Raw genomic sequence first — 21,260 nt, 5'->3', positions numbered from 1 at the left:
CATGGGGAATGGGATGATCGTAACGATTGCCATTTTTTGTGATAGTGGCCAAAATGCCATTATTCGGTAATTTTTCGCCAAACCGCATTTTAACGGAATCAAATCCGATCATGCTCGATCATCGTGCCGCAAATATCGAACCAACCGACGCCCTGCATCATGTTGTGGTGCTGGCCTATGACGGGCTTTGCACATTTGAATTTGGCATCGCCCTAGAGGCATTTGCCCTGTCCCGGCCGGAGTTTGATTTTCCGTGGTATCGCTGTTCGATTGCGGGAATTGACCCGGAAATCCGCGCGATGGGCGGATTTCGGGTGGCGACCGATGCCGGGATCGAATTGATTGATCATGCCGACACCGTGATCATCCCCGGCTGGCGCGGGGCGGATGTGATGCCCGATGTGGCACTTTGTGATGCGTTAAGGCGTGCTCATGCCCGCGGATGCCGGTTGGTAAGCATCTGTTCGGGCGTGTTTGTTCTGGCGGCAAGCGGGTTGCTGGCAAACGGGCGGGCGACGACGCATTGGCGATATACCGACCGGCTGCACGCGATGTATCCCGATATCGGGATTGTCGATGATGTTTTATATGTCGAAAACAGCCAGATCATCACATCGGCGGGCAGCAGTGCGGGGATTGATGCCTGTTTGCATGTGATCCGGTCCGATCATGGCGCGCAGGTTGCCAATGTGGTCGCACGGCGGTTGGTGATGCCGCCCCATCGTGATGGGGGACAGGCGCAATATGTCGAAGCACCTGTACAGGAACGACCGGGCAAATCGATTGCAGCCGTTCTGGACTGGGCACGCGGCAAACTGGCCGAACCGATTGAAATCGGCGAAATGGCCAACTTTTCGGGACTCAGCGAAAGAACGTTTTTACGGCGTTTCCGCGAAGGCACCGGCATGGCGCCGCTTAAATGGCTGCGGCGTGAACGGGTATTGCGTGCGATGAAATTGCTTGAAGAAACCAGTTTGCCGCTGGGTGACATTGCCGAGCAATGCGGGTTCCAGTCGATGGAAACATTTCGCATCGCGTTTCGCGATATCGCCCACGTGCCCCCGGCCCGCTATCGCAACCGGTTTCGGATCGGTCAACCGGCGTGAACGGGCATAGGGCCTGATGAGAGGCGATGGCGATGATGAACGTGAACAGGAAAGTGAACGTGATCTCGCCATAATGGAACGGTCTTACTGGACGTGATGGGCAAAATTCCCTATGCCCTTTGCACGCAAAAAGATTAACCAGACGAGATTGCCATGACGATTGCCCTTCCGGCCGATGCCAGTGCCCTTGAAAACGGGTTGATTGAAATTGCGCGCCGTGCCGGTGCCGCCATGATGAAAATCTATGACACCGATTTCGAAATCCGGTCGAAGGATGACGCATCCCCCGTAACAGAGGCCGACGACGCCGCCGAGGCGGTGATCCTGCCCGGTCTTCGCGCCCTGACCCCGGATGTCAAAATCGTGTCCGAGGAAAGTGCGGCCGCAGGTGACATTCCCGATGTCAACGGGGATACCGATTTCTTCTGGCTGGTTGATCCGCTCGACGGGACCAAGGAATTCATCAAACGCAACGGCGAGTTTACCGTCAATATCGCCCTGATTGCCGGGGGCACGCCGGTTCTGGGCGTGGTTTATGCCCCGGCAATTGAAAAGCTTTATTACGGCGGGCCGGATGGCGCGAAGCTGATTGAAGGCAGTGGTGATGGTAACGACAGTACGCGCGCCATCACCGTGCGCGACATGCCCGAAGACGGCGTTGTGGTTGTCGGGTCACGGTCGCATGGCGATCCCGACGCGATGAAGGCGTTTCTGGGTGATCTTGCGGTCAAGGAACTGCGCCCGGCGGGAAGCTCGCTTAAACTCTGCCTGCTGGCCGAAGGGGTGGCGGACCTTTATCCGCGGCTTGGCCCGACCATGGAATGGGATATCGGGGCCGGTCATGCGGTTCTGGTGGCTGCCGGTGGCGTGGTCGAGAATATGGACGGGACTCGGTTTGCCTATGGCAAGGCCGATTTCCGCAACCCGTTCTTCATCGCACGCAGCCCATCCGTGCCGGTGACCTACCAATCCTGATCTATCGCGAAGCGGTAGGCGATCCGAATAACAGAACGATCATAGCGGCTTGTCTTTTGTGCGACGCACCAAAGGCAGGCCGCATTGCATATGGCGCATATCACGATGCATGCCAGACCGCAGAAACCTTGACATTTTTGGCAATTTGAATGATGATCGCGCCATCGCCACACAAAGTGTAGGTGACGTAAATAGCCGCCGGAATCACGGCGACGCGGTCCGGGTCACTGCCGCGGAGCGACCACCGGGCTAGAGCGTAAAATGGAGCCGCCATCTTGATGGCGGCTCTGCGCTGTTTGGGGCTAGGTTCCCGGTGCCGGTGTGGTCCGGCGCATCATCAAAAGCAGTACCGATATGCCTGCCGACAGTAGAACAAGGATCGGCAAGGCCCAGCTTCCGATCATCACCAGAAGCGACGTCCCCGCCGACGGGCCGACAATGGCCCCCAGCGTATAGCTTTGCGAGACGATCACCAGAACGCCGACCTGATATCCCTGCCCCCGGCCACTGGCCGCGATCAGGACGGCAGCGGTATAAAGCCCGGCCACCGCGATCCCCAATGCAAACTGAATGACGGCGGCAAAGATGCCGTAGCCTGCAAGCGCCATCGGCACCGCCCCCGCCAGAAGCAATCCGAAGCACAGCCATGCCAGTTTGATCGGGCCGCTTTTATCGGAAACATAGCCAACAAGCGGCTGGCAGATCGTGCCGCCAAACACAAATATTGCCGCCATCCAGAGCCCGGCATCGGCAAGCCCGGTGTCGCGTTGCGATTGCAAGGGCAGGACCGACAAAAAGCAGATTTCGACAAACCCCGCGACAAAGGCAATCAGCACCAGATCCCAATGATCGATCCAGCGCCTGAATACAGCCCCGGCCCCCTTTTGGGTCGATGCCATTTCAATGCGGGGCATGGCAAAGGCACAGAAAAGCGGAATGATGGCGGCCGCAAGGGCAATGCCCGACATGACGAATGCGTTATCCCCAAACCAGCCAATCAGGATCGGTCCCAGAACAATGCCAAGCCCCATCAGGGTTTCATGAAAACCAACCACCCGGCCCATTTTATCGCGCGGGGCCAGTTGCACGATCAAACCGTCACACACCACCCACCGCAGGATCAACCCCACCCCGGCAAACAGGGTTGCCGGCAGGACAAGAGCCGATTGCGGCGCAAACATCACCACAACAATCAGGATGAAGAATGACAGGCCACTGATCAGAAGCGGGACGAAGGGATGGGTTTTGCGTAAAACCGCCGCCACAAAGAACCCGCCGATCAGATCAGCAATCCAGTAAAGCGACAGCATCATGCCGCCATGCCGTTCCCCCAGCCCGGCATTGGTCAGTGCCAGGGGTAAAAGCGTATCGATCACGCCGATCTGGATTATCTGTGAAACGAAGGACGCCAGATTAATCAGCGCCAGCGGTATGGCAATTTTCGGCGGAATGGATGGCATGTGCAAAGGCATAAAAGGCCCTCCTTGCGATGGATTACACCGTTTCGAGGACCTGGGCGGGTGTTTGCAGCAGGCCGGATATCAGCGATGCAGGCTTTGACACGCACCACGTGCGAACCCGGATCAATCATCGGGTTCTTCCTGCGACCGACACCCTAAACCGGGACGATCATTCGATCAATCCAAACAGCGATAAAGTCGGTTCCAGCTTGTCATTAAGCCCTATCGTCGCTAGGTATTTCACAAGGCTATATTTTTTATGGAATGCTTGATGTCCCCGGCTTTGACGATCCGCCCCTATTCCGAAGGTGCCCTGACACAGGCCGCGGCCAAGTTGCGCGCGGGCGAGCTTGTCGCGTTTCCGACCGAAACGGTTTACGGGCTGGGTGCGGATGCCACCAATGACGATGCGGTTGCGGGCATTTTTGCCGCCAAGCAACGGCCAAGCTTCAACCCGCTGATCAGCCATTTTCCTGATCGCGATGCCGCCGCCCAGCATGCGGTTTTTGATGCGCGTGCCGATAAGCTTGCCGATGCGTTCTGGCCTGGTGCCCTGACGCTTGTTTTACCCAAACGCGATGACAGCACGGTTTCGCACCTGACCACCGCCGGATTGCCCAGCATCGCGGTGCGTGTACCCGCACATGACATGGCGCGCGCATTATTACGTGCGGTCGGTCGCCCGATTGCAGCGCCCTCGGCCAACCGGTCAGGCAGGATCAGCCCGACGACGGCGGCCCATGTGGCAGCATCCCTTGGCAATGCGATTGGCATGATCTTGGATGGCGGGCCGTGCGGGGTTGGCCTTGAAAGTACGGTGATTGACCTTACCACCGATCAGGTGGTGATGCTGCGCCCCGGCGGGATTACGCGTGATCAGGTGGCGGAAGTTCTGGGATGCGACGTCGTGATGGCCGAAACAGATGACAATGCGCCCAAAAGCCCTGGCATGCTGACCAGCCATTATGCACCCGGCCTTCCGGTGCGGCTGAATGCCGATGCACCAGATCAGAAGAAATACGGCCATGAAATATTGCTGGCATTCGGGGATTGCGTGACCAAGGGGTTTGACAAGGTCCTGTGGCTTTCGAAAACCGGTGATGACCGCGAAGCCGCCGCCAACCTGTTTGCCAAGCTGCACGAAGCCGATCAGCCGCGCTTTGACGGGATCGCGATTGCGCCGATCCCCGATACCGGTCTTGGGCTTGCGATCAATGACCGGATGAAACGCGCCAGCGCGCCCCGCGCCCTTCATCCGACCCCTTAATTTTTCCAAACCTCAGCCGAGCGGAAAACAGCCCCATGCACATCCTGCCCGCCAGCGCGATCAAGGAACTTCAGGATGCCCTTGGCCCGAAAGGCTGGAGCATGGAGGCCGATATTCTGGCCACGCACAATGCCGAGGCCCGCGGCAAATTTGCTGGCGATGCCGACATGGTGCTTTATCCGGCCAATACCGACGAAGTCGCCAAATGTGTCGCGATCTGTGCAACACATGGCATTGCGATTGTGCCCCAGGGCGGCAATACCGGGCGATGCGGCGGGGCGGTTGCAAATGCGGCCGAGGTGATCCTGAACCTGAAATGGATGAACCGGATCATCGAAATCGATGCCCGCGATTTCACCGCAACGGTTGAGGCCGGTGCGATCCTGCAAACCGTGCAGGATGCGGCAGGCGACCGTGACCTTCTTTTCCCCCTAAGCCTTGGGTCGGAGGGCTCCTGCCAGATTGGCGGCAACCTCGCGACCAATGCGGGCGGATTGAACGTCATCCGTTATGGCAATGCGCGTGATCTGGTTCTGGGGCTTGAAGTCGTCCTGCCCGATGGCAGCGTGTGGAACGGCCTGTCATCCCTGCGCAAGGACAATACCGGCTATGATCTGCGCGATCTGTTTATCGGCTCCGAAGGCACCCTTGGCATTATCACCAAGGCAACGCTGAAACTGTTTCCCAAGCCGCGCCATGTCGCGACCGCGTGGGTTGCCGTCCCCAGCCCCGATGCCGCCCTTGATCTTCTGGCGCTTGCGCGGCGTGAAAGCGGTGATGCGATTGCCGCGTTCGAGCTGTTGTGCGGCTTTGCCCATGATATGGCCGTCGCCCATCTGCCGGGGCTATCCGCCCCACTTGCCGCCCCTTCGGACTGGTATGTGATGATCGAACTGACCTCGTCACGGCCCAAGGATGATTTGAACGAGGTTCTAAGCGACCTTCTCGAAAGCGCCCTTGAGGCAGGCCTTGCCAGCGATGCGACATTGGCACAGTCCGAGGCCCAGCGCGCCAATCTTTGGGCAATCCGCGAAGGCATCCCGGAGGCGCAAGGGTTTGAAGGCGGCAGCATCAAGCATGATGTTTCGGTTCCGGTTTCCAGGGTGCCGGAATTGCTGACACGCGGCATGGCCGCAGCCGGTGATTTCATTCCGGGCATTCGCCCCTGCCCGTTTGGCCATGTCGGCGATGGCAATATCCATTTCAACTTCACCCAGCCGGTCGAGATGGAAAAGCAGGCGTTTCTCGATTGCTGGGAAACGTTAAACCGCCTGATCCATGACATTGTTGCCGATCTTGGCGGATCGATCAGTGCCGAACATGGCATTGGCAAGCTGAAGCTTGATGAATTGGCCCGTTATGCCAGCCCGGAAAAGATGAAACTTTTGCGCGCGATCAAAGCCGCGATTGATCCAGATGGAATGCTCAACCCCGGCAAGATCGTGAAATAACCCCGAACCCAGCGACCCCATCCCAAAAAGGTCCGCGATGTTTTCGATTGATACCTATGATCCGCTAAACGTTCCCAAGGCCGTCGGGGACGATATCTGGATCGTGGATGGCCCGGTCATCGGGTTTCAGTATCTGGGCATGAAACTGCCGTTTCCGACCCGGATGACGATCATCCGGCTGGCATCGGGAAAGCTGTTTGTCCATTCACCGATCCGTTTGACGGCGGAGCTTAAGGCCAGTGTTGATGCACTGGGCGAAGTTGCCTGTCTGATTGCGCCCAACACCATCCATTATGCCGGGGTGCCGGAATGGCAGGCGGCCTATCCGGCGGCGCAAAGTTTCTGTGCGCCCGGTGTGGTCAGACGGGCAAAATCGGTCGGCATGACGGTATCGTTTGATGCCGAACTTGCCGACAGCGTTGAACACGAATGGGCGGGCGAGATTGAACAGGTGATGGTGCGCGGCGGTTATTTGTCCGAGGCGGTATTTTACCACCCGAAATCAAACACCCTGATCCTGACCGACCTGATTGAAAATTTCGAAGCCCACAAGATCAAAAGCCCGGTCTGGCGCTGGCTGGTGCGGATGTTTGGCTCGATGGACCCGGATGGCTGCGCACCGCGCGATATGCGCATGACCTTTGCCGGACACAGGGAAAGTCTTCGCAAGGCGGTAAATCAGATGATCGACTGGGCACCGGAACGGGTGATTATGGCGCATGGCCGCTGGTATGATCACAACGGCACAGCGGAGATCAAACGCGCCTTTCGTTGGGCGATGCGATAAAGCAGCCGCATTGCGGTCATTCCCGAAGCGATATCACCCCTGCCCCGACAATCATCGCAATGCCAAGAACCGATAGTGCATCCGGGCTTTCGGCAAAGAAGACAATTCCCCAGATCACCGAAAAGCCGACATAGGCAAAGTCAAACGTCCCGATCATCTGGGATGGGCCATTCTGATACGCAATGGCCGCCCCGACACTGCCAATCAGGATCGAAGCCGCAAGCATCGCCATCATGCCCCAGTCAGAAGGCGTCATGACCGCCCAGCGGGCAAGCAGAAAACCATGGCGCATCTCGTCAGACAGCGTGCTGATAACAGCCGCAGCAATCCCGCCGACAATCACAAAGGCACAATTCAATGCCAGCGAAAGCATGATCGGATGTTCGGCCCGGCATTTGGTACGGGTAAGGATCATCGCCAGTGCATAGAGCATCGCCGAAAGCAACGGCAGCAGGGCGTATAAATTGAAATTGTCCGCCGTCGGCCGCAGGATCAGCAAGACGCCAAGAAATCCCATGAAAACTGCCGTCCATCCCATACGACTTATCGGGTTTCCAATAAGGACAGCCGAAAACAGCGTGATGAAGATCGGCAGGGTATAATAGGTCGCCGCCGCGACCGACAAGGTCAGATGGGGCAAGGCCAGATAATAGCTGATCCACATTGCAACCAGCATGAAGCTTCGCAACGCCATCCATTTAACTGCACCGCTCAGGCGCAGGGATGCCGGGGATCGGATCGCCAGATAAACAACCAGAAACGGTATCGCGATCAATGAGCGAATGACAAAAATCTGCCAGATCACGAATGACGTGCTGGATTGTTTGATCAGCGCATCACCGAGCGACAGCGCCAGAACCGTGAGGATAATCGTCCCAACCGCAAGCGGAATATTATCGGCCTTCGCATTTGGGGCATCAGTGCGGTTCATCACTCCCCTTTCGGATGCATGACTTGGTGAAAGCCAACACAAGCACATTGATCCCGTGCGGTCAAAAAAAGGAGCACGCCAATCATGACGTACCCCTTTTCATATCACGATGTACCAAAGATTATTCTTTCGGGCCGGACCAGCTATTGAGCGCGTCGAGCTTGTCCTGACGGCGGGCTTCCGGGGATTTTTTCCAGTCATTGCCGAATGCCGCGGATTCCCATGACCCATAGGTCGGGTTCGGCAGCATGAACCAGCGTTCACCCCAATAGGTCGCGTATTTGTCCATGACTTCAAGGCGTTCGTCGATGGAGCCGTCAATATCGTCGGTGAAATCACCGAAGTTATCGCCAAACATCATGATGACACGGAAATCAGCCGCAACGGCCGCACGACGGGTGGCCTTGGCGGAACCCCATTCTTCCTTTTCACCGCGCACCATCACATGGTCCGCATCGGCGTAAGGGAAACCGTATTCCTGCAGGTTTTTGATGGTCGCGGCTTCTTCGGCAGCCTTGCGGTTGGTGACATAGAAGACTTCAACGCCCTTGTCAGCCGCGGCCTTGGTCAGTTCCAGCGCGCCCGGCGTCGGGGTTGAAATCGCATCTTCGACAAATGCCGCCCAGGTTTTGGAGCTGTAAGATGTATTGGCCGTCACAACCCATGACTGATAGGCCGAGTTATCGAGCACGGTTTCATCAACATCAAGGATGATCGCCGGCGGCTTGGCCGAATAATTGCCATCCTGTTCAAGGGCCGCGGTCCAGTCATGATCGCCAATCGCGGCATCGAGAAGACGCTGCGCACCGGCATAAACCGAAAGGGCCGTGGTTTTGTATTCGACCGAGGTCTGATACCAAAGCGACGCGTTCAGACCGTCATTCTGTGCCGGTTCCTGTGCCTGTGCGCCAAACGCGCCAAAGGCCGACCCCGCCAGAAGAACGGCAACGCCAAATGATTTCGTCGTCAATTTCATCTTTGTATTCTCCCTGTTTGGTTCCCGATCCGGCCTGCACACACCCGATACGCAAAATAGCGGACTGACCAGCCGGACAGGATTGCAAGAGCATGCCACCGCACCGCACCAAAGAAAAAGCCTTTTTCTGCATCGGGGCGGAAAAAGGCTTTGAACGCGATTGGATAAAGGCGCCAATCCGGCGGCCAGTGGTCAGACAGTCGGGCGTTTTTCAAAAGTAGTGAACCCGTCTTCAAGGCCGGGTTCTTCATGCACGCGGGTGACATTGGCATGCGTCGGGCCGTCATGACAGGCCGCGATCATGGATTGCACCCCGGCCACCGGGCCACAAAACAGGGCTTCGACCGTGCCATCCGCGCGGTTGCGCACCCAGCCGGTCAGATCACGTTTGCGCGCTTCCTCGACCGTCCAGGCGCGATACCACACGCCCTGCACCCGGCCTTCAATCCGGGCATGCACGGAAATGTTTCCGGTGCCGGTTTGCGGGTCGGGTTCGGTGGTGGTCATGACAACATCCTTTGGTGTGATGTTTATTTCGCGACTTTTATTTCGCGCCGGGGATATTGGCGTGCAGATGGGCGGTGTCCTGAAACTTCTGTTTCTGTTCGGCGCTTGCCGGGGCCTGATGATTGTCTTTCCATTCATCATAGGTCATGCCGTAAACGACTTCGCGTGCACCATCATAATCCATCGGAACGCTGCGTTCACGTGCCGCGGCCAGATACCATTTGGCAAGGCAGTTTCGGCAGAAACCCGCAAGGTTCATCAGATCGATATTCTGCACATCCTTGCGGTCCTGAAGATGCTGCACAAGTCCGCGAAAGGCTGCGGCTTCAAGTTCCAGCTTGGTCTGCGGATCAAGATTTGCCGCAGGGCCATTGGCAAGGGATGCTTCGGTCGACATTTCCGAACCGGCGCAATCAGACATTTTCCATACTCCCGACCGTGCCATAGGCAGGCAGGTCCTCTTCAAGTTTTTCGATGCTTTCGGGCACCTCGGCGATGCTTTCGACCGTGACGAAATAATCATTATCGATTTCCGTCTGATCGACCATTTCGTGAACCCATGTGATTTCATAGGGAATGTGGATCGCAGACCCGCCGCACGCAAGGACGGGCAGGATGTCGGACTTTAACGAGTTGCCGATCATCACCGCCTCGGATGGCTCCACACCATAGCGGCCAAAGATATTGCGATAGGTCAGCGGGTCCTTTTCCGACACGATCTCGACCCCGGCAAACAGGCTTTCAAGGCCGGAACGCTCGATTTTAAGCTGCTGGGCGATCAAATCACCCTTGGTGATCAGAACGACCTTGCGATCCGGATGGGCGGCATAATGGCGCAAAACATCCTCGGCCCCTTCAATAAGGCGGGTCGGCGCACGCAGCATCGATTTGCCGATTTCGGCCAGTTCATGAATTTCGGCCGCACTTATTTTCTTGTCGGAAAGCTCGATCGCGGTTTCGATCATCGACAGGGTAAAGCCAGTGATGCCATATCCATAGATCGAAAGATTGGCCAGTTCCGCCTGATAGAGCCGATCATTGACCGTATCGGCATCGCCATAATGCGAAAGCATTTCACTCAGGCGGATATGGGCGTCACGAAACAGCGGTTCGTTATGCCAAAGCGTATCGTCGCCATCAAAGGCAATCAGTTTATAGGTCATTCCAAGCCCTCGTTTCTTGTTATTGGATGGCCATGTCAAAGCATCGGGCCTCAATCCGCGACCATAGGTCAGCCGGAAATCGCCGTAAAGCCCCGTTTTCTGTATTTAATATGCGTTGCAACTGTTCGAAAGGGGTTGCAAACCCGTCCGATCGAACAGGTATGAAACAAAAAGCGCCGGGGGAATGTTCCCCCGACGCCGATCACGTTTCAGTCAATGGCCGATCAGATGACAATCCGGCCTAGGCTGCCTCGTCTTTTTCGAACTCAATGATGATCGCATCCACCGAAAGGTTCGCGCCCTGCTCGGCATGGATTTTTTTGACCACGCCTTTGCTTTCGGCCTTCAGCACGTTTTCCATTTTCATGGCCTCAAGGATGCAAAGCTCCTCGCCCGGCTGGACGGTCTGGCCCTCGGTAACCGACACCTTGACCAGCAGCCCCGGCATCGGGGACAGCAGGAAGTTTGACATGTCCGGCGGCGCCTTGAACGGCATCAGTTTTTGCAATTCGGCCACGCGGGGCAGCATCACCTTGAAGCTGCGCTGGATGCCGTTGGCCGACAGGCGATAGCCGACACCCTCGACATCAATCTGCACGCAGACCGGCGCACCGTCAATTTCGCCGACAAACAGCGCATCCCCGATTTTCCAGTCCGATGAAACGCCATAACTGCGATCCCCGATGGCGACGATGTAGTCATTGTTAACACCGTCAATTTCGATATCAAACGCGGTGTGATCATCGCCCGATACCGCGACCCAGCTTTCGGCGATGGTCAACGGATGATCACTGACCTGCCCGGTCACCCGCGCATTGCGTTCCGCCACCCGCTGATTGAGGTATCCGGCAACAACCACCAGCATCGCCGGGTCATCATTGGGCAGATCATCGGCAGAAAAGCCGTTGGGATATTCTTCGGCGATAAAATTGGTGGTGATATTGCCTGACTGGAACCGTTTATTGGCCATCACGGCGGCAACAAACGGGATATTGTGCGAAATACCACGAATGTAATAGGCATCAAGGGCGGCGCGCATTTCCGCAATCGCATCATCACGGGTTTCGCCGTAAGTCACGAGCTTGGCGACCATCGGGTCGTAATACATCGAAATTTCGCCGCCTTCGAACACGCCGGTATCGACACGCACGGATGCGTTTTCAGCCGGTGGCTGATACCGCACCAACCGCCCGGTGGACGGCAGGAATTCACGGAACGGATCTTCGGCATAGATGCGGGTTTCCATCGCCCAGCCGGTCAGCTTGACGTCATCCTGCGCGAGCGTCAGCTTTTCGTCATTGGCGATTTTGATCATCCATTCCACAAGATCCTCGCCGGTCACCAGCTCGGTCACCGGATGTTCGACCTGAAGCCTTGTGTTCATTTCAAGGAAGTAGAAGTTCTTGTCCTTATCAACGATGAATTCCACCGTCCCGGCAGAGCAGTAATTCACCGCATGCGCCAGTGCCACGGCCTGTTCACCCATCGCCTTGCGGGTTTCGGGGTCGATAAAGGGTGACGGCGCTTCTTCGACGACCTTTTGATGACGGCGCTGAATCGAACATTCACGTTCGCCAAGGTAAATGCCATGACCATGTTTATCGCAAAGCACCTGAATTTCAATATGGCGCGGTTCTTCGACGAATTTCTCGATAAAGACGCGATCATCACCAAACGAGCTTGCCGCTTCTGACGTGGCGCGCTCGAACCCCTCGCGGCATTCGGCATCGTTGCGCGCAATGCGCATGCCCTTGCCACCACCACCAGCCGATGCCTTCAACATCACCGGATAGCCGACATCATTGGCAATTTTGATCGCTTCGTCGGTGTCCTTGATCACGCCCATATAGCCCGGAACGGTGGAAACTCCGGCTTCCGCAGCGATTTTTTTCGATGTGATCTTATCGCCCATCGCGGCAATCGCGCCGACCGGCGGGCCGATGAAGGCGATTTTGGCGGCATCAAGCGCCTTGGCAAATGCCTGATTTTCCGAAAGGAACCCATAGCCGGGATGGACAGCCTCGGCCCCCGTGGATTTGCAGGCATCAATGATTTTATCAATCACCAGATAGGACTGGTTGGAGGGTGCCGGGCCGATATGCACGGCTTCGTCGGCCATCTGCACATGCAGGGCATTTTTATCGGCATCGGAATAAACCGCGACCGTGGCAATGCCCATTTTCCGGGCTGATTTGATCACGCGGCAGGCAATTTCACCGCGGTTGGCAATCAGGATTTTCTTGAACATATTGTTTGCTCCCAATTTGACGTCGCGGGTTAAAGCGGAATGTTGCCGTGTTTGCGGGCCGGGTTCTTGATGTCCTTGTTGCGCAGCATCGCAAGCGACTTGCACACGCGGCGGCGCGTGCCATGCGGCATGATGACATCATCAATGAAGCCCTTGCGCCCCGCGACAAACGGGTTGGCAAATTTTTCACGGTATTCTTCGGTGCGGGCCTCGATCTTGGCCGGGTCGTTCATATCGGCCCGGAAAATGATTTCCACCGCGCCCTTTGGCCCCATCACCGCAATCTCGGCGGTCGGCCAGGCATAGTTGACATCACCGCGCAGATGTTTGGACGCCATCACGTCATAAGCCCCGCCATAAGCCTTGCGGGTGATGACGGTGACCTTTGGCACCGTCGCCTCGGCATAGGCATAAAGCAGTTTGGCACCGTGTTTGATGATGCCGCCATATTCCTGTGCGGTTCCCGGCATGAAGCCCGGTACATCAACAAAGGTGACAATCGGGATGTTATAGGCATCACAGAACCGTACAAACCGCGCGGCCTTTTTCGAGGATGCAATATCAAGGCAACCGGCCAGAACCATCGGCTGATTGGCAACGATACCAACCGTGCGGCCATCCATGCGCGCCATACCGATAATGATGTTTTTGGCATGATCGGGCTGAATTTCATAAAAGTCGCCTTCATCCACGACCTTTGTGATCAGTTCCTTCATGTCATAGGGCATGTTGGGATTTTCAGGAACCAGCGTATCAAGCGAGAAATCATCACGCATGATCGGGTCTTCGCACAGGCGTGCGGGCGGCTTTTCCTTATTGGATAGCGGCAGGAAATCCATGAAACGACGGGTCTGCAAGAGCAGATCAACATCGTTTTCAAACGCCAGATCGGCCACACCGGAAATGCTGGTATGGGTCATCGCCCCGCCAAGTTCCTCGTGGGTGACTTCCTCGTGCGTCACGGTCTTGACCACGTCCGGGCCGGTCACGAACATATATGAACTGTCCTTGACCATGAAAATGAAGTCGGTCATGGCCGGGCTATAGACCGCCCCGCCCGCACACGGCCCCATGATCAGGGAAATCTGCGGGATAACACCGGATGCCTCGACATTGCGCTGGAACACATCGGCATAACCGGCAAGGCTTTCGACACCTTCCTGAATACGCGCACCGCCGGAATCGTTAAGCCCGATCACCGGTGCGCCGACCTTCATCGCCTGGTCCATGATCTTGCAGATCTTGCGCGCATGCGCGCCCGAAAGCGCACCACCGAACACGGTGAAATCCTGTGAAAAGACAAACACAAGACGGCCATTGATCGTGCCATGCCCGGTGACCACACCATCGCCCGGAATGCGGTTTTCGGTCATGCCGAAATCAACGCAATCATGTTCGACAAACATGTCCCATTCCTCGAACGAGCCTTCGTCAAGAAGCACATCAAGCCGTTCGCGCGCGGTCAGTTTGCCCTTGGCATGCTGATTGTCGATGCGGCGCTGGCCGCCGCCCATGGCCGCCTCTGCGCGTTTGGCTTCGAGCTTGGCGATAATATCCTGCATATTGCGTGATCCTTATTTTGGGCCGCCCGGAATGCATTCATGACGATGGTCATGCCGGTGATGCAATCTGAATGATGAATTGAAATAGCATTATTCGGTACTGGAATGCCAATTATTTTTCACAGTCTGGTACAGGAACAAAATGGCCCGCAAAGGCCTGATTTCCCTAACGTCATTGCGATATGTGTGGGCGGGCTGGACTAAAGTCTAGAAGCCGGTCGGGAAATACCGGCATTTCGAACGGTGCGGGCACCAAACGGGTTCTGGCGCGTTAAGGCCTTATGATATCCACCAGAACGGTCCTTTCATGAAGCTGTTTCGCATCCGCCCGCACGAGCCGAAATCCACCGGCGATGATCGCCCTGCGCAATCCTTATGGCGTTATATCTGGCTGATGAGTGGCCGACACCAGATCGTTGTCTGCCTGATTGCCATATCGGTTGCCGTTCTTGGCATTGTGCCGCTGGAACTGCAACGCAGGCTTGTCGACGATGCGATCAGCAAACAGGACATGTCGCTTCTGACCGTACTGGCGGCGATCTATCTGGCGGTGGTGCTGGTGCAGTCGGCGGCCAAATTCACGCTTCGGATTTACGAAGGCTGGCTGAGTGAAAGTGCGATCCGTCATAACCGCCGCCATCTCAGCCGCCTTTACGCCGAAGACCGCACTGGCAATGGCGAAGGCGAAAACGGGCGGGCGGTATCGATCATCGGATCAGAAATCGAAAAACTCGGCGGGTTTGTGGGCGATGGCCTTTCTCAGCCGGTCGTCAATGCCGGGATGCTGATTTTCGGGATCGGCTATATGGTCAGTGTCGAGCCGATCATTGGTCTGATCGGCATTCTTGCCCTGATCCCGCAAATCGCACTGGTGCCGGTCATTCAAAAACAGATCAACCGGCTGATTGAAAAGCGCGTGGAAAAAATGCGCGAAGTCAGCGACGAGCTAAGCGAACTCCACCCCGGCGAAGATGACGATCACAAGGAACTTCTGGACCCGATCCATCGCGGCATCAGTTACCTTTATAACAACCGCATGTGGTTTTTCATCCTCAAGTTCGGGATGAAAACCCTGATCAATCTGCTGAATGCCCTTGCCCCGCTTTGCGTGCTGGTCGTCGGTGGTTATCTTGCGATCAAGGGCGAAACATCGGTCGGGATTATTGTCGCCTTCATTTCCGGCTTTGACCGGATGTCATCACCAATGCGCGAATTGCTGTCCTATTACCGGATGGCGGCACAGGCAGCCGTACAGCACAGAATGATCGCGAAATGGATGAATTGATCAGGGCAACGAATGTTTATCGCTGCCCGATCAGATCAAGATACCGCCCCGCGGCCAGCAATTCGGCCCGATGGCGTTCGCGGCGCGCGACGGCTTCGGCGTCCGCCCCCCAATGTTCGATGGAATAGTTTTCATCAAGCTGGGAAACTTCAAACGCCTGTTCGGCACTGATCCGGCGCCGCAGGGTTGCCAGACCGATGATGACCGATCCCGAAACCGTCGTCAGGGTGTGAAGCGCTGTCAGATGGTAATCATCAAGCGCCTCGATCTCGTCCTGAATGCGCAGAAGGGCCTCGTCTTCCTGCGTGATCGGCATGACGCCTTCGGTCACTTTCAGCGAAATACCCAGTTCATGATGCGCCCAGTCAAGTAACGGCTGCCATGCTTCGGCCTGCTGGCGCACAAGATCATCGGGGAAAGATGCGCGATAGCATAACAGGTCAGACCGGCCAAACCCGGTCAGCTCCGCAATCACCGCAAACCGGTGCGGGCGCACCCGGTCAATCGCGGTTGCGGCCAGTTGCATGATCGGCATCGTGGTCGGCAGAACCTTTTCGCCCTGCGCATCCCATTCAGCCGCAATTTCATGCGCCAGCCGTTCGGCGGGCAATACGAATTCGGCCTTGGACGGCGATTTTACAGGCCTTCCGTCCAGATGAATACGCCAGCCCTGCGCATCTTCGTCGCGCACGGCTTCGGCTTTTTTATAAAAACGGTTGATCGATTTTGTAAGCATGATGGCGATATGCCCAAATCCGTTTCCATGTGCAAGCGATTTGATGGGACCGCTATCTTCAAAGGCGATTATCAAGAATTTCTGTATAATTTTTGGTCAATTTACCCCATTGACCATTTATTAAACAACCGTACTCTGCCCGTAACAGTCCCTTCATATCAGGAAAACCGACAAAAAAGGGATTTGGCACAGGCATTGCTGTGCGATCAGGGGTATCATTCGGTCAATGGGTCGTCAAAAAGACCCGAAACAGGAGGCTTCATTAATGGTGAGACTTAAAGCGCGGCTACTTGGCGCGACCGTCGGCATTGCCGTTGCACTTGGTGCGCAATCCGCGATGGCGCAGATGGCGATCAAATTCACACTCGACTGGAAATTCGAAGGCCCGGCAGCACCCTATGTGCTGGCCAAGAAAAAGGGCTATTTCGACGATGAAGGCCTTGATGTCACGATTGATTCGGGCAACGGATCGGTCGGTTCTATCACGCGCGTTGCCAGCGGCGCCTATGATGTCGGATTTGCCGATATCAACTCGATGCTGGAATTCAATGCATCGAACCCCGACCGTGCGATGAAGTCGATCTTCATGGTCTATGACCGCCCGCCCTTCTCGCTTTTCATGCTGAAGAAAAGCGGCATCACCAAGCCCGAGGACCTGATTGGCAAAACGCTTGGCGCGCCGGTATTTGATGCATCGCGCAAGCTGTTCCCGGCCTTTGCACAGGCAACCGGGCTTAAACTTGACGATGTCAAATGGGAAAGCATGGACCCGCCGCTGCGCGAACCGATGCTGGTGCGTGGTGACGTTGATGCGATCACCGGCCACTATTTCACATCGATCCTGAACCTTCAGGCGCAGGGTATTTCCAAGGACGACCTGACCGTTTTCAAGTATTTCGATTACGGCATGGATTTCTATGGCAACGCGATGATCGCATCGCCCGACATGATGGAAAACCATCCGGAAGAACTGCGTGCGTTCCTGCGTGCGGTCGTCAAGGGATGGCGTGATGCGATTGCCAACCCCGAAGAAGCCATTGCAGCACTTAAGGAAACCGATCCGCTGATTGACCCGGCCCTTGAATTGCAGCGCCTTCAGATGACGATTGACGAAAACGTTGTGACCGAGGTGACGCTTAAAGAAGGCATGGGCCTGATCAAGACCGATCGCATGAACAAGGCGATTGATCAGGTCAGCCTGGCATTTGGCATTGAAAACAAGCCAACCGTTGCGGACATCTTCACCGACATCTTCATGCCCGGCGAAAAAGACCGCATGCTGAAATAATCGGCACGTCAGACAACGCAAACGGGGCCGGGCGAACCGGCCCCGATCCATAAGAAATCACAAATAATGATACGCAGGGGGACTGACTGCCGTGTCGAACAGCTTTGTCGAACTTAACAATGTCCGGCTTCGTTACAGCGAAGGTGACGATCTGGCATTGGAAACAACAAACATGAAGATCAACAAGGGCGAATTTATCGCCGTTGTCGGTCCTTCGGGATGTGGCAAGTCATCGCTGCTGAAACTGGTATCGGGACTGATGCCACCCAGCGAAGGCACGGTTATCGTCGATAACAAGGAGGTTTCCGGGCCGCTTAAAATCGTTGGCATGGCATTCCAGAACCCGACCCTTCTGCCATGGCGCACGACCCTTGATAACGTGCTGCTGCCGATGGAAATCGTCAAACCGCATCGCAACCGCCTGCGCAAGCACCGTGCCGAATACGAAGACCGCGCGCGAAAGCTTCTGGCCAGTGTCGGGCTTGCCGGGCATGAAGACAAATATCCGTGGGAATTGTCGGGCGGGATGCAGCAACGCGCATCGCTTTGCCGGTCGCTGATCCATGAACCCGATCTTCTGATGCTGGACGAGCCGTTCGGCGCGCTTGATGCCTTCACCCGCGAAGAGCTTTGGGACATCCTGCAAAATCTTTGGATGGTGCGGCCCTTTACCGTCATCCTTGTGACGCATGATCTGCGCGAAGCGGCCTATCTGGCCGATACGATCTATGTGATGTCAAAGCGCCCCGGCATGATTCTGGTGCAGCGGGAAAACACCCTGCCCCGCCCGCGGGATCAGGAAACGACATTCACGCAGCCTTTCACCGATCTGGTCTACGAATTGCGCAGTCACATCCGTGACGTGCGCGCGGCATAACGGAAGGCTTTGCATCATGACCAAGAAAAAAGACTTCGCGAAAGCAACACCGTGGCTCAGCGCAATCGGGCTTTTTGTTTTGTGGGAACTGATCGTGCGGATTTTCAATATCCCGGTCTATGTCCTGCCAACACCGTCCGAAAGCATCATGGTCGGCTGGGAATTTCGGGCCGCCATCTGGATGCACGCGCTTCAGACGCTTTATACAACGCTTGCGGGCTTTGCCATTGCGGTTGTGTTTGGCGTCATTCTGGGGGCGCTGGTGGGGTCGAGCAAGGCGGTTTACGACGCGGCCAATCCGCTTCTGGTCGGGTTTAACTCGGTCCCGAAGGTCGCCCTGGTCCCGGTCCTTGTGATGTGGTTTGGCATCGGCACGGTTCCGGCGATCATTACCGCATTCCTGATTTCGTTCTTCCCGATTGTGGTCAATGTGGCGACCGGGCTGGCGACCCTTGAACCCGAATTGCGCGATGTGTTGCGATCCCTTGGCGCGACGCGACGCGATATTCTGGTCAAGGTCGGCTTCCCGCGTGCAATGCCCTATTTCTTTGCATCGCTCAAGGTCGCGATCACGCTGGCCTTTGTCGGTTCGGTGATTTCGGAAACCGTCGCATCGAACCTTGGCGTCGGTTACCTGATGCTGTCGGCATCGTCGAAATTCAACATGCCGCTGGTATTTGCCGGGTTGCTGGTGATCGCGGTGATGGGGATTGCGATGTACGAGCTGTTTAACATCATCGAACGCCGGTCGACCAAATGGGCCAATCGCGGCAATCCTGCGAATTAATAGCTGGCTCCGCTTAGATACGCAAAAGGCCGGGAAAACCCCGGCCTTTTTTATATGCAGACGATTGTATTGACGCCTAGGACAGATGGGTATCAAAGAAGCCCATCGTGCGTTCCCACGCCAGCATCGCGTCCTCGGCGTCGTAACGCCCGCCGGTCGGATTGGCAAAGGCATGATCGGCCTCGTACCAGAAAATCTGATAATCGGTTTTTCCGGCTTCCTTGAGGGATTCCTCAAACCCTTCGACCATCGGCTTGTTGATGCTTTTATCAAGCGTGCCGAAATGCCCCATCAATGGCGCGCTTAGCGTCGAGACCTGTTCGGCGGTCTTTTTGACATTGCCGTAATAGACCACAACCGCATCGACATCGGCGGCAAGCCCGGTATTGAGCGACCAGCCCCCGCCAAAGCACCAGCCAACCGTTCCGACCTTGCCGGTTGAATCCTTGTGATTTTTCAGGAATTTGACGGATTCCTGCAATTTTTCGGTGGCAATCGCCGGATCAACCGCCGACATCAGGGCCTTGGCCCCGTCCGGCGTGGTCGCAGCCGGTTTGCCATACAGATCAACCGCAAGCGCGATATAGCCCTGCTTGGCATATTCGGCGGCAACCGCACGGATCTGATCATTAAGCCCCCACCATTCATGGATCAGAATGACGGTCGGAGCCGGAAGGGTTGCTGGCATGGCGATTTCGGCGGTCATTTTTTCCCCGCCAGGGGTCGTGATCGTCACCGGCTCCAACATCGATCCCGCGGCATGGGCCAAAATCGGGTCGGCCAGAACGACTGCGAGTGGCAAGGCAACCGCGCCTTTAAGGAACAGACGGCGATCTTCATCCGTGGCCTTCGGCGGCGGGCCGAGATGGTCGTTTACGCCACATCCGTCAAGCGTGCACATATTCAAGCCTCCTCTGTCTTGTTACGATCAGGCGTTTTTTCAGGTTGTATTTTGCATGATGCTCTTCGCGTCATCATTTCGCAAGATGCGAAGAATTTGCAAATCACACGCGCGTCATAAATCCCTGTCATCGCAAAGAGTACGCGCCCAAATCCGTTACGGATCAACCCCTTGTATGATCATGGCGGCAATTGTCATCAAAATGCCCCCTTGCCCCGGCCCCGCTTGCCTGCTTTAACAAGCCGACTGCAATCGTGCTGCAATTCATCCCGAGGAAATCATGCGTACTATCGAAACGGTTCTTTTTGATCTGGGCGGCGTTCTGGTCGATTGGGACCCCCGGCATCTGTATCGCAAGATTTTCACCGACCCGGCCGAAATGGAACGCTTCCTGACCGAAATCTGTCATCCGCACTGGAATTTCCTGCATGACAAGGGTGCGCTTCGCTTTGCCAAATCAATCCCCGATCTTCAGCATCGCTATCCGGAATATAGCGATCAGATCGCGGCATGGATGGAACGCTGGCCGGAAATGATGAAAGGCTCGATTGACCGCACCGTTCACATCCTGGAAGAACTGAAATCGCGCGGCAATGTGCGTTTGTTTGCCCTGACCAACTGGTCGGCGGATACCTGGCCGCATGCGATTGAACGGTTCGGTTTCCTAAGCCATTTCGAAGGCATTCTGGTATCAGGTCAGGAAAAACTGGCCAAGCCCGATCCACAGATTTTCGATCTGACGGCAGCACGTTTCAAACTTGATCCGCGCGAAACCCTGTTTATCGATGACAGCGAAAAGAACATTCAGCAGGCGCGCGAAATGGGCTTTGCCACCCACTGGTTCCGTGACCCGATCCGCCTGCGCCGTGACCTGATGGAATATGGTCTTCTGTAATCGCGGACCGAACCAGAATGACAAAGGGCGCCACACCGGGCGCCCTTTTTTGTGCGAT

20 protein-coding genes are annotated in these 21,260 nt (G+C 56.1%); 10 read left to right on the top strand and 10 right to left on the bottom strand.

The annotated features are described in order from the left end of the window. The first annotated feature begins 110 nt into the window (after window positions 1-110). Both ftrA and cysQ read left to right on the top strand, forming a co-directional pair. Window positions 111-1,106, top strand: a complete 996-nt coding sequence (ftrA, locus tag AUP42_RS14780; RefSeq protein WP_062952369.1) for a transcriptional regulator FtrA — start codon at window positions 111-113, stop codon at window positions 1,104-1,106. Between the two features lie 153 nt (window positions 1,107-1,259). After that, the gene (cysQ, locus tag AUP42_RS14775) at window positions 1,260-2,081 is read left to right on the top strand and encodes a 3'(2'),5'-bisphosphate nucleotidase CysQ (RefSeq protein ID WP_062952368.1); all 822 of its coding nucleotides are present in this window, start codon (window positions 1,260-1,262) and stop codon (window positions 2,079-2,081) included. A gap of 302 nt (window positions 2,082-2,383) precedes the next feature. Here the strand turns inward: cysQ and AUP42_RS14770 are convergent, their stop codons facing one another. Further along, on the bottom strand, window positions 2,384-3,553 hold the full coding sequence (locus AUP42_RS14770) for an MFS transporter (protein WP_062952367.1): 1,170 nt from the start codon (window positions 3,551-3,553) through the stop codon (window positions 2,384-2,386). Window positions 3,554-3,812: 259 nt separating this feature from the next. Here AUP42_RS14770 and AUP42_RS14765 point away from each other — a divergent pair, with 259 nt between their 5' ends. The 3 genes from AUP42_RS14765 to AUP42_RS14755 are packed head-to-tail and all read left to right on the top strand — an operon-like array spanning window position 3,813 to window position 7,046. Continuing rightward, on the top strand, window positions 3,813-4,808 hold the full coding sequence (locus AUP42_RS14765) for an L-threonylcarbamoyladenylate synthase (protein ID WP_062952366.1): 996 nt from the start codon (window positions 3,813-3,815) through the stop codon (window positions 4,806-4,808). A gap of 35 nt (window positions 4,809-4,843) precedes the next feature. Beyond that, window positions 4,844-6,259 carry an FAD-binding oxidoreductase gene (locus AUP42_RS14760; protein ID WP_062952365.1) on the top strand — a complete coding sequence of 472 codons (1,416 nt, stop codon included), beginning with the start codon at window positions 4,844-4,846 and terminating at the stop codon, window positions 6,257-6,259. A gap of 37 nt (window positions 6,260-6,296) precedes the next feature. Further along, complete coding sequence (locus AUP42_RS14755) at window positions 6,297-7,046, top strand: DUF4336 domain-containing protein (RefSeq protein WP_062952364.1); 750 nt, start codon at window positions 6,297-6,299, stop codon at window positions 7,044-7,046. A gap of 16 nt (window positions 7,047-7,062) precedes the next feature. Here the strand turns inward: AUP42_RS14755 and AUP42_RS14750 are convergent, their stop codons facing one another. The 7 genes from AUP42_RS14750 to AUP42_RS14720 all read right to left on the bottom strand — a co-directional run bounded on the left by AUP42_RS14750 (window position 7,063) and on the right by AUP42_RS14720 (window position 14,433). Then, window positions 7,063-7,977, bottom strand: a complete 915-nt coding sequence (locus AUP42_RS14750) for a DMT family transporter (protein ID WP_062952363.1) — start codon at window positions 7,975-7,977, stop codon at window positions 7,063-7,065. A gap of 121 nt (window positions 7,978-8,098) precedes the next feature. Further along, window positions 8,099-8,953: a 5'-nucleotidase, lipoprotein e(P4) family gene (locus AUP42_RS14745; RefSeq protein WP_062952362.1), complete on the bottom strand. Its 855-nt coding sequence runs from the start codon at window positions 8,951-8,953 to the stop codon at window positions 8,099-8,101. Window positions 8,954-9,145: 192 nt separating this feature from the next. After that, window positions 9,146-9,460, bottom strand: coding sequence for an acylphosphatase (locus AUP42_RS14740; protein WP_062952361.1), 315 nt, complete (start codon window positions 9,458-9,460; stop codon window positions 9,146-9,148). A 37-nt stretch (window positions 9,461-9,497) separates the two neighbouring features. Beyond that, the gene (locus AUP42_RS14735) at window positions 9,498-9,857 is read right to left on the bottom strand and encodes a DUF1244 domain-containing protein (protein ID WP_062952521.1); all 360 of its coding nucleotides are present in this window, start codon (window positions 9,855-9,857) and stop codon (window positions 9,498-9,500) included. A 16-nt stretch (window positions 9,858-9,873) separates the two neighbouring features. After that, the gene (locus AUP42_RS14730; protein WP_062952360.1) at window positions 9,874-10,623 is read right to left on the bottom strand and encodes an HAD family hydrolase; all 750 of its coding nucleotides are present in this window, start codon (window positions 10,621-10,623) and stop codon (window positions 9,874-9,876) included. 241 nt (window positions 10,624-10,864) lie between these two features. Continuing rightward, window positions 10,865-12,871 (bottom strand): acetyl-CoA carboxylase biotin carboxylase subunit, encoded by a 2,007-nt coding sequence (locus AUP42_RS14725; RefSeq protein WP_062952359.1) that lies wholly within the window; start codon window positions 12,869-12,871, stop codon window positions 10,865-10,867. A gap of 29 nt (window positions 12,872-12,900) precedes the next feature. Continuing rightward, window positions 12,901-14,433 (bottom strand): acyl-CoA carboxylase subunit beta, encoded by a 1,533-nt coding sequence (locus AUP42_RS14720; RefSeq protein ID WP_062952358.1) that lies wholly within the window; start codon window positions 14,431-14,433, stop codon window positions 12,901-12,903. A 307-nt stretch (window positions 14,434-14,740) separates the two neighbouring features. Between AUP42_RS14720 and AUP42_RS14715 the strand changes: the two genes are divergently transcribed. After that, window positions 14,741-15,718 carry an ABC transporter transmembrane domain-containing protein gene (locus AUP42_RS14715; RefSeq protein WP_062952357.1) on the top strand — a complete coding sequence of 326 codons (978 nt, stop codon included), beginning with the start codon at window positions 14,741-14,743 and terminating at the stop codon, window positions 15,716-15,718. 16 nt (window positions 15,719-15,734) lie between these two features. On the opposite strand, the gene AUP42_RS14710 is transcribed toward AUP42_RS14715, so the two are convergent. Next, complete coding sequence (locus AUP42_RS14710) at window positions 15,735-16,454, bottom strand: ATP12 family chaperone protein (protein WP_231858302.1); 720 nt, start codon at window positions 16,452-16,454, stop codon at window positions 15,735-15,737. Between the two features lie 265 nt (window positions 16,455-16,719). Here AUP42_RS14710 and AUP42_RS14705 point away from each other — a divergent pair, with 265 nt between their 5' ends. The 3 genes from AUP42_RS14705 to AUP42_RS14695 all read left to right on the top strand — a co-directional run bounded on the left by AUP42_RS14705 (window position 16,720) and on the right by AUP42_RS14695 (window position 19,406). Next, window positions 16,720-17,742 (top strand): ABC transporter substrate-binding protein, encoded by a 1,023-nt coding sequence (locus AUP42_RS14705; RefSeq protein WP_062952355.1) that lies wholly within the window; start codon window positions 16,720-16,722, stop codon window positions 17,740-17,742. A gap of 91 nt (window positions 17,743-17,833) precedes the next feature. Beyond that, window positions 17,834-18,619: an ABC transporter ATP-binding protein gene (locus AUP42_RS14700; protein WP_062952354.1), complete on the top strand. Its 786-nt coding sequence runs from the start codon at window positions 17,834-17,836 to the stop codon at window positions 18,617-18,619. Between the two features lie 16 nt (window positions 18,620-18,635). Next, complete coding sequence (locus AUP42_RS14695) at window positions 18,636-19,406, top strand: ABC transporter permease (RefSeq protein ID WP_062952353.1); 771 nt, start codon at window positions 18,636-18,638, stop codon at window positions 19,404-19,406. Window positions 19,407-19,482: 76 nt separating this feature from the next. On the opposite strand, the gene AUP42_RS14690 is transcribed toward AUP42_RS14695, so the two are convergent. Next, window positions 19,483-20,307: a dienelactone hydrolase family protein gene (locus AUP42_RS14690; RefSeq protein ID WP_062952352.1), complete on the bottom strand. Its 825-nt coding sequence runs from the start codon at window positions 20,305-20,307 to the stop codon at window positions 19,483-19,485. Window positions 20,308-20,587: 280 nt separating this feature from the next. On the opposite strand from AUP42_RS14690, the gene AUP42_RS14685 reads away from it, so the two are divergent. Continuing rightward, a complete protein-coding gene (locus tag AUP42_RS14685) occupies window positions 20,588-21,202 on the top strand; it encodes an HAD family hydrolase (protein ID WP_062952351.1) in 615 nt (204 codons plus the stop codon). Window positions 21,203-21,260 lie beyond the last annotated feature (58 nt).

Origin of the sequence: Thalassospira lucentensis, assembly GCF_001613805.1 — a bacterium.
GTDB lineage: Bacteria > Pseudomonadota > Alphaproteobacteria > Rhodospirillales > Thalassospiraceae > Thalassospira > Thalassospira lucentensis_A.
This window is presented reverse-complemented; position numbering and strand designations above follow the sequence as displayed.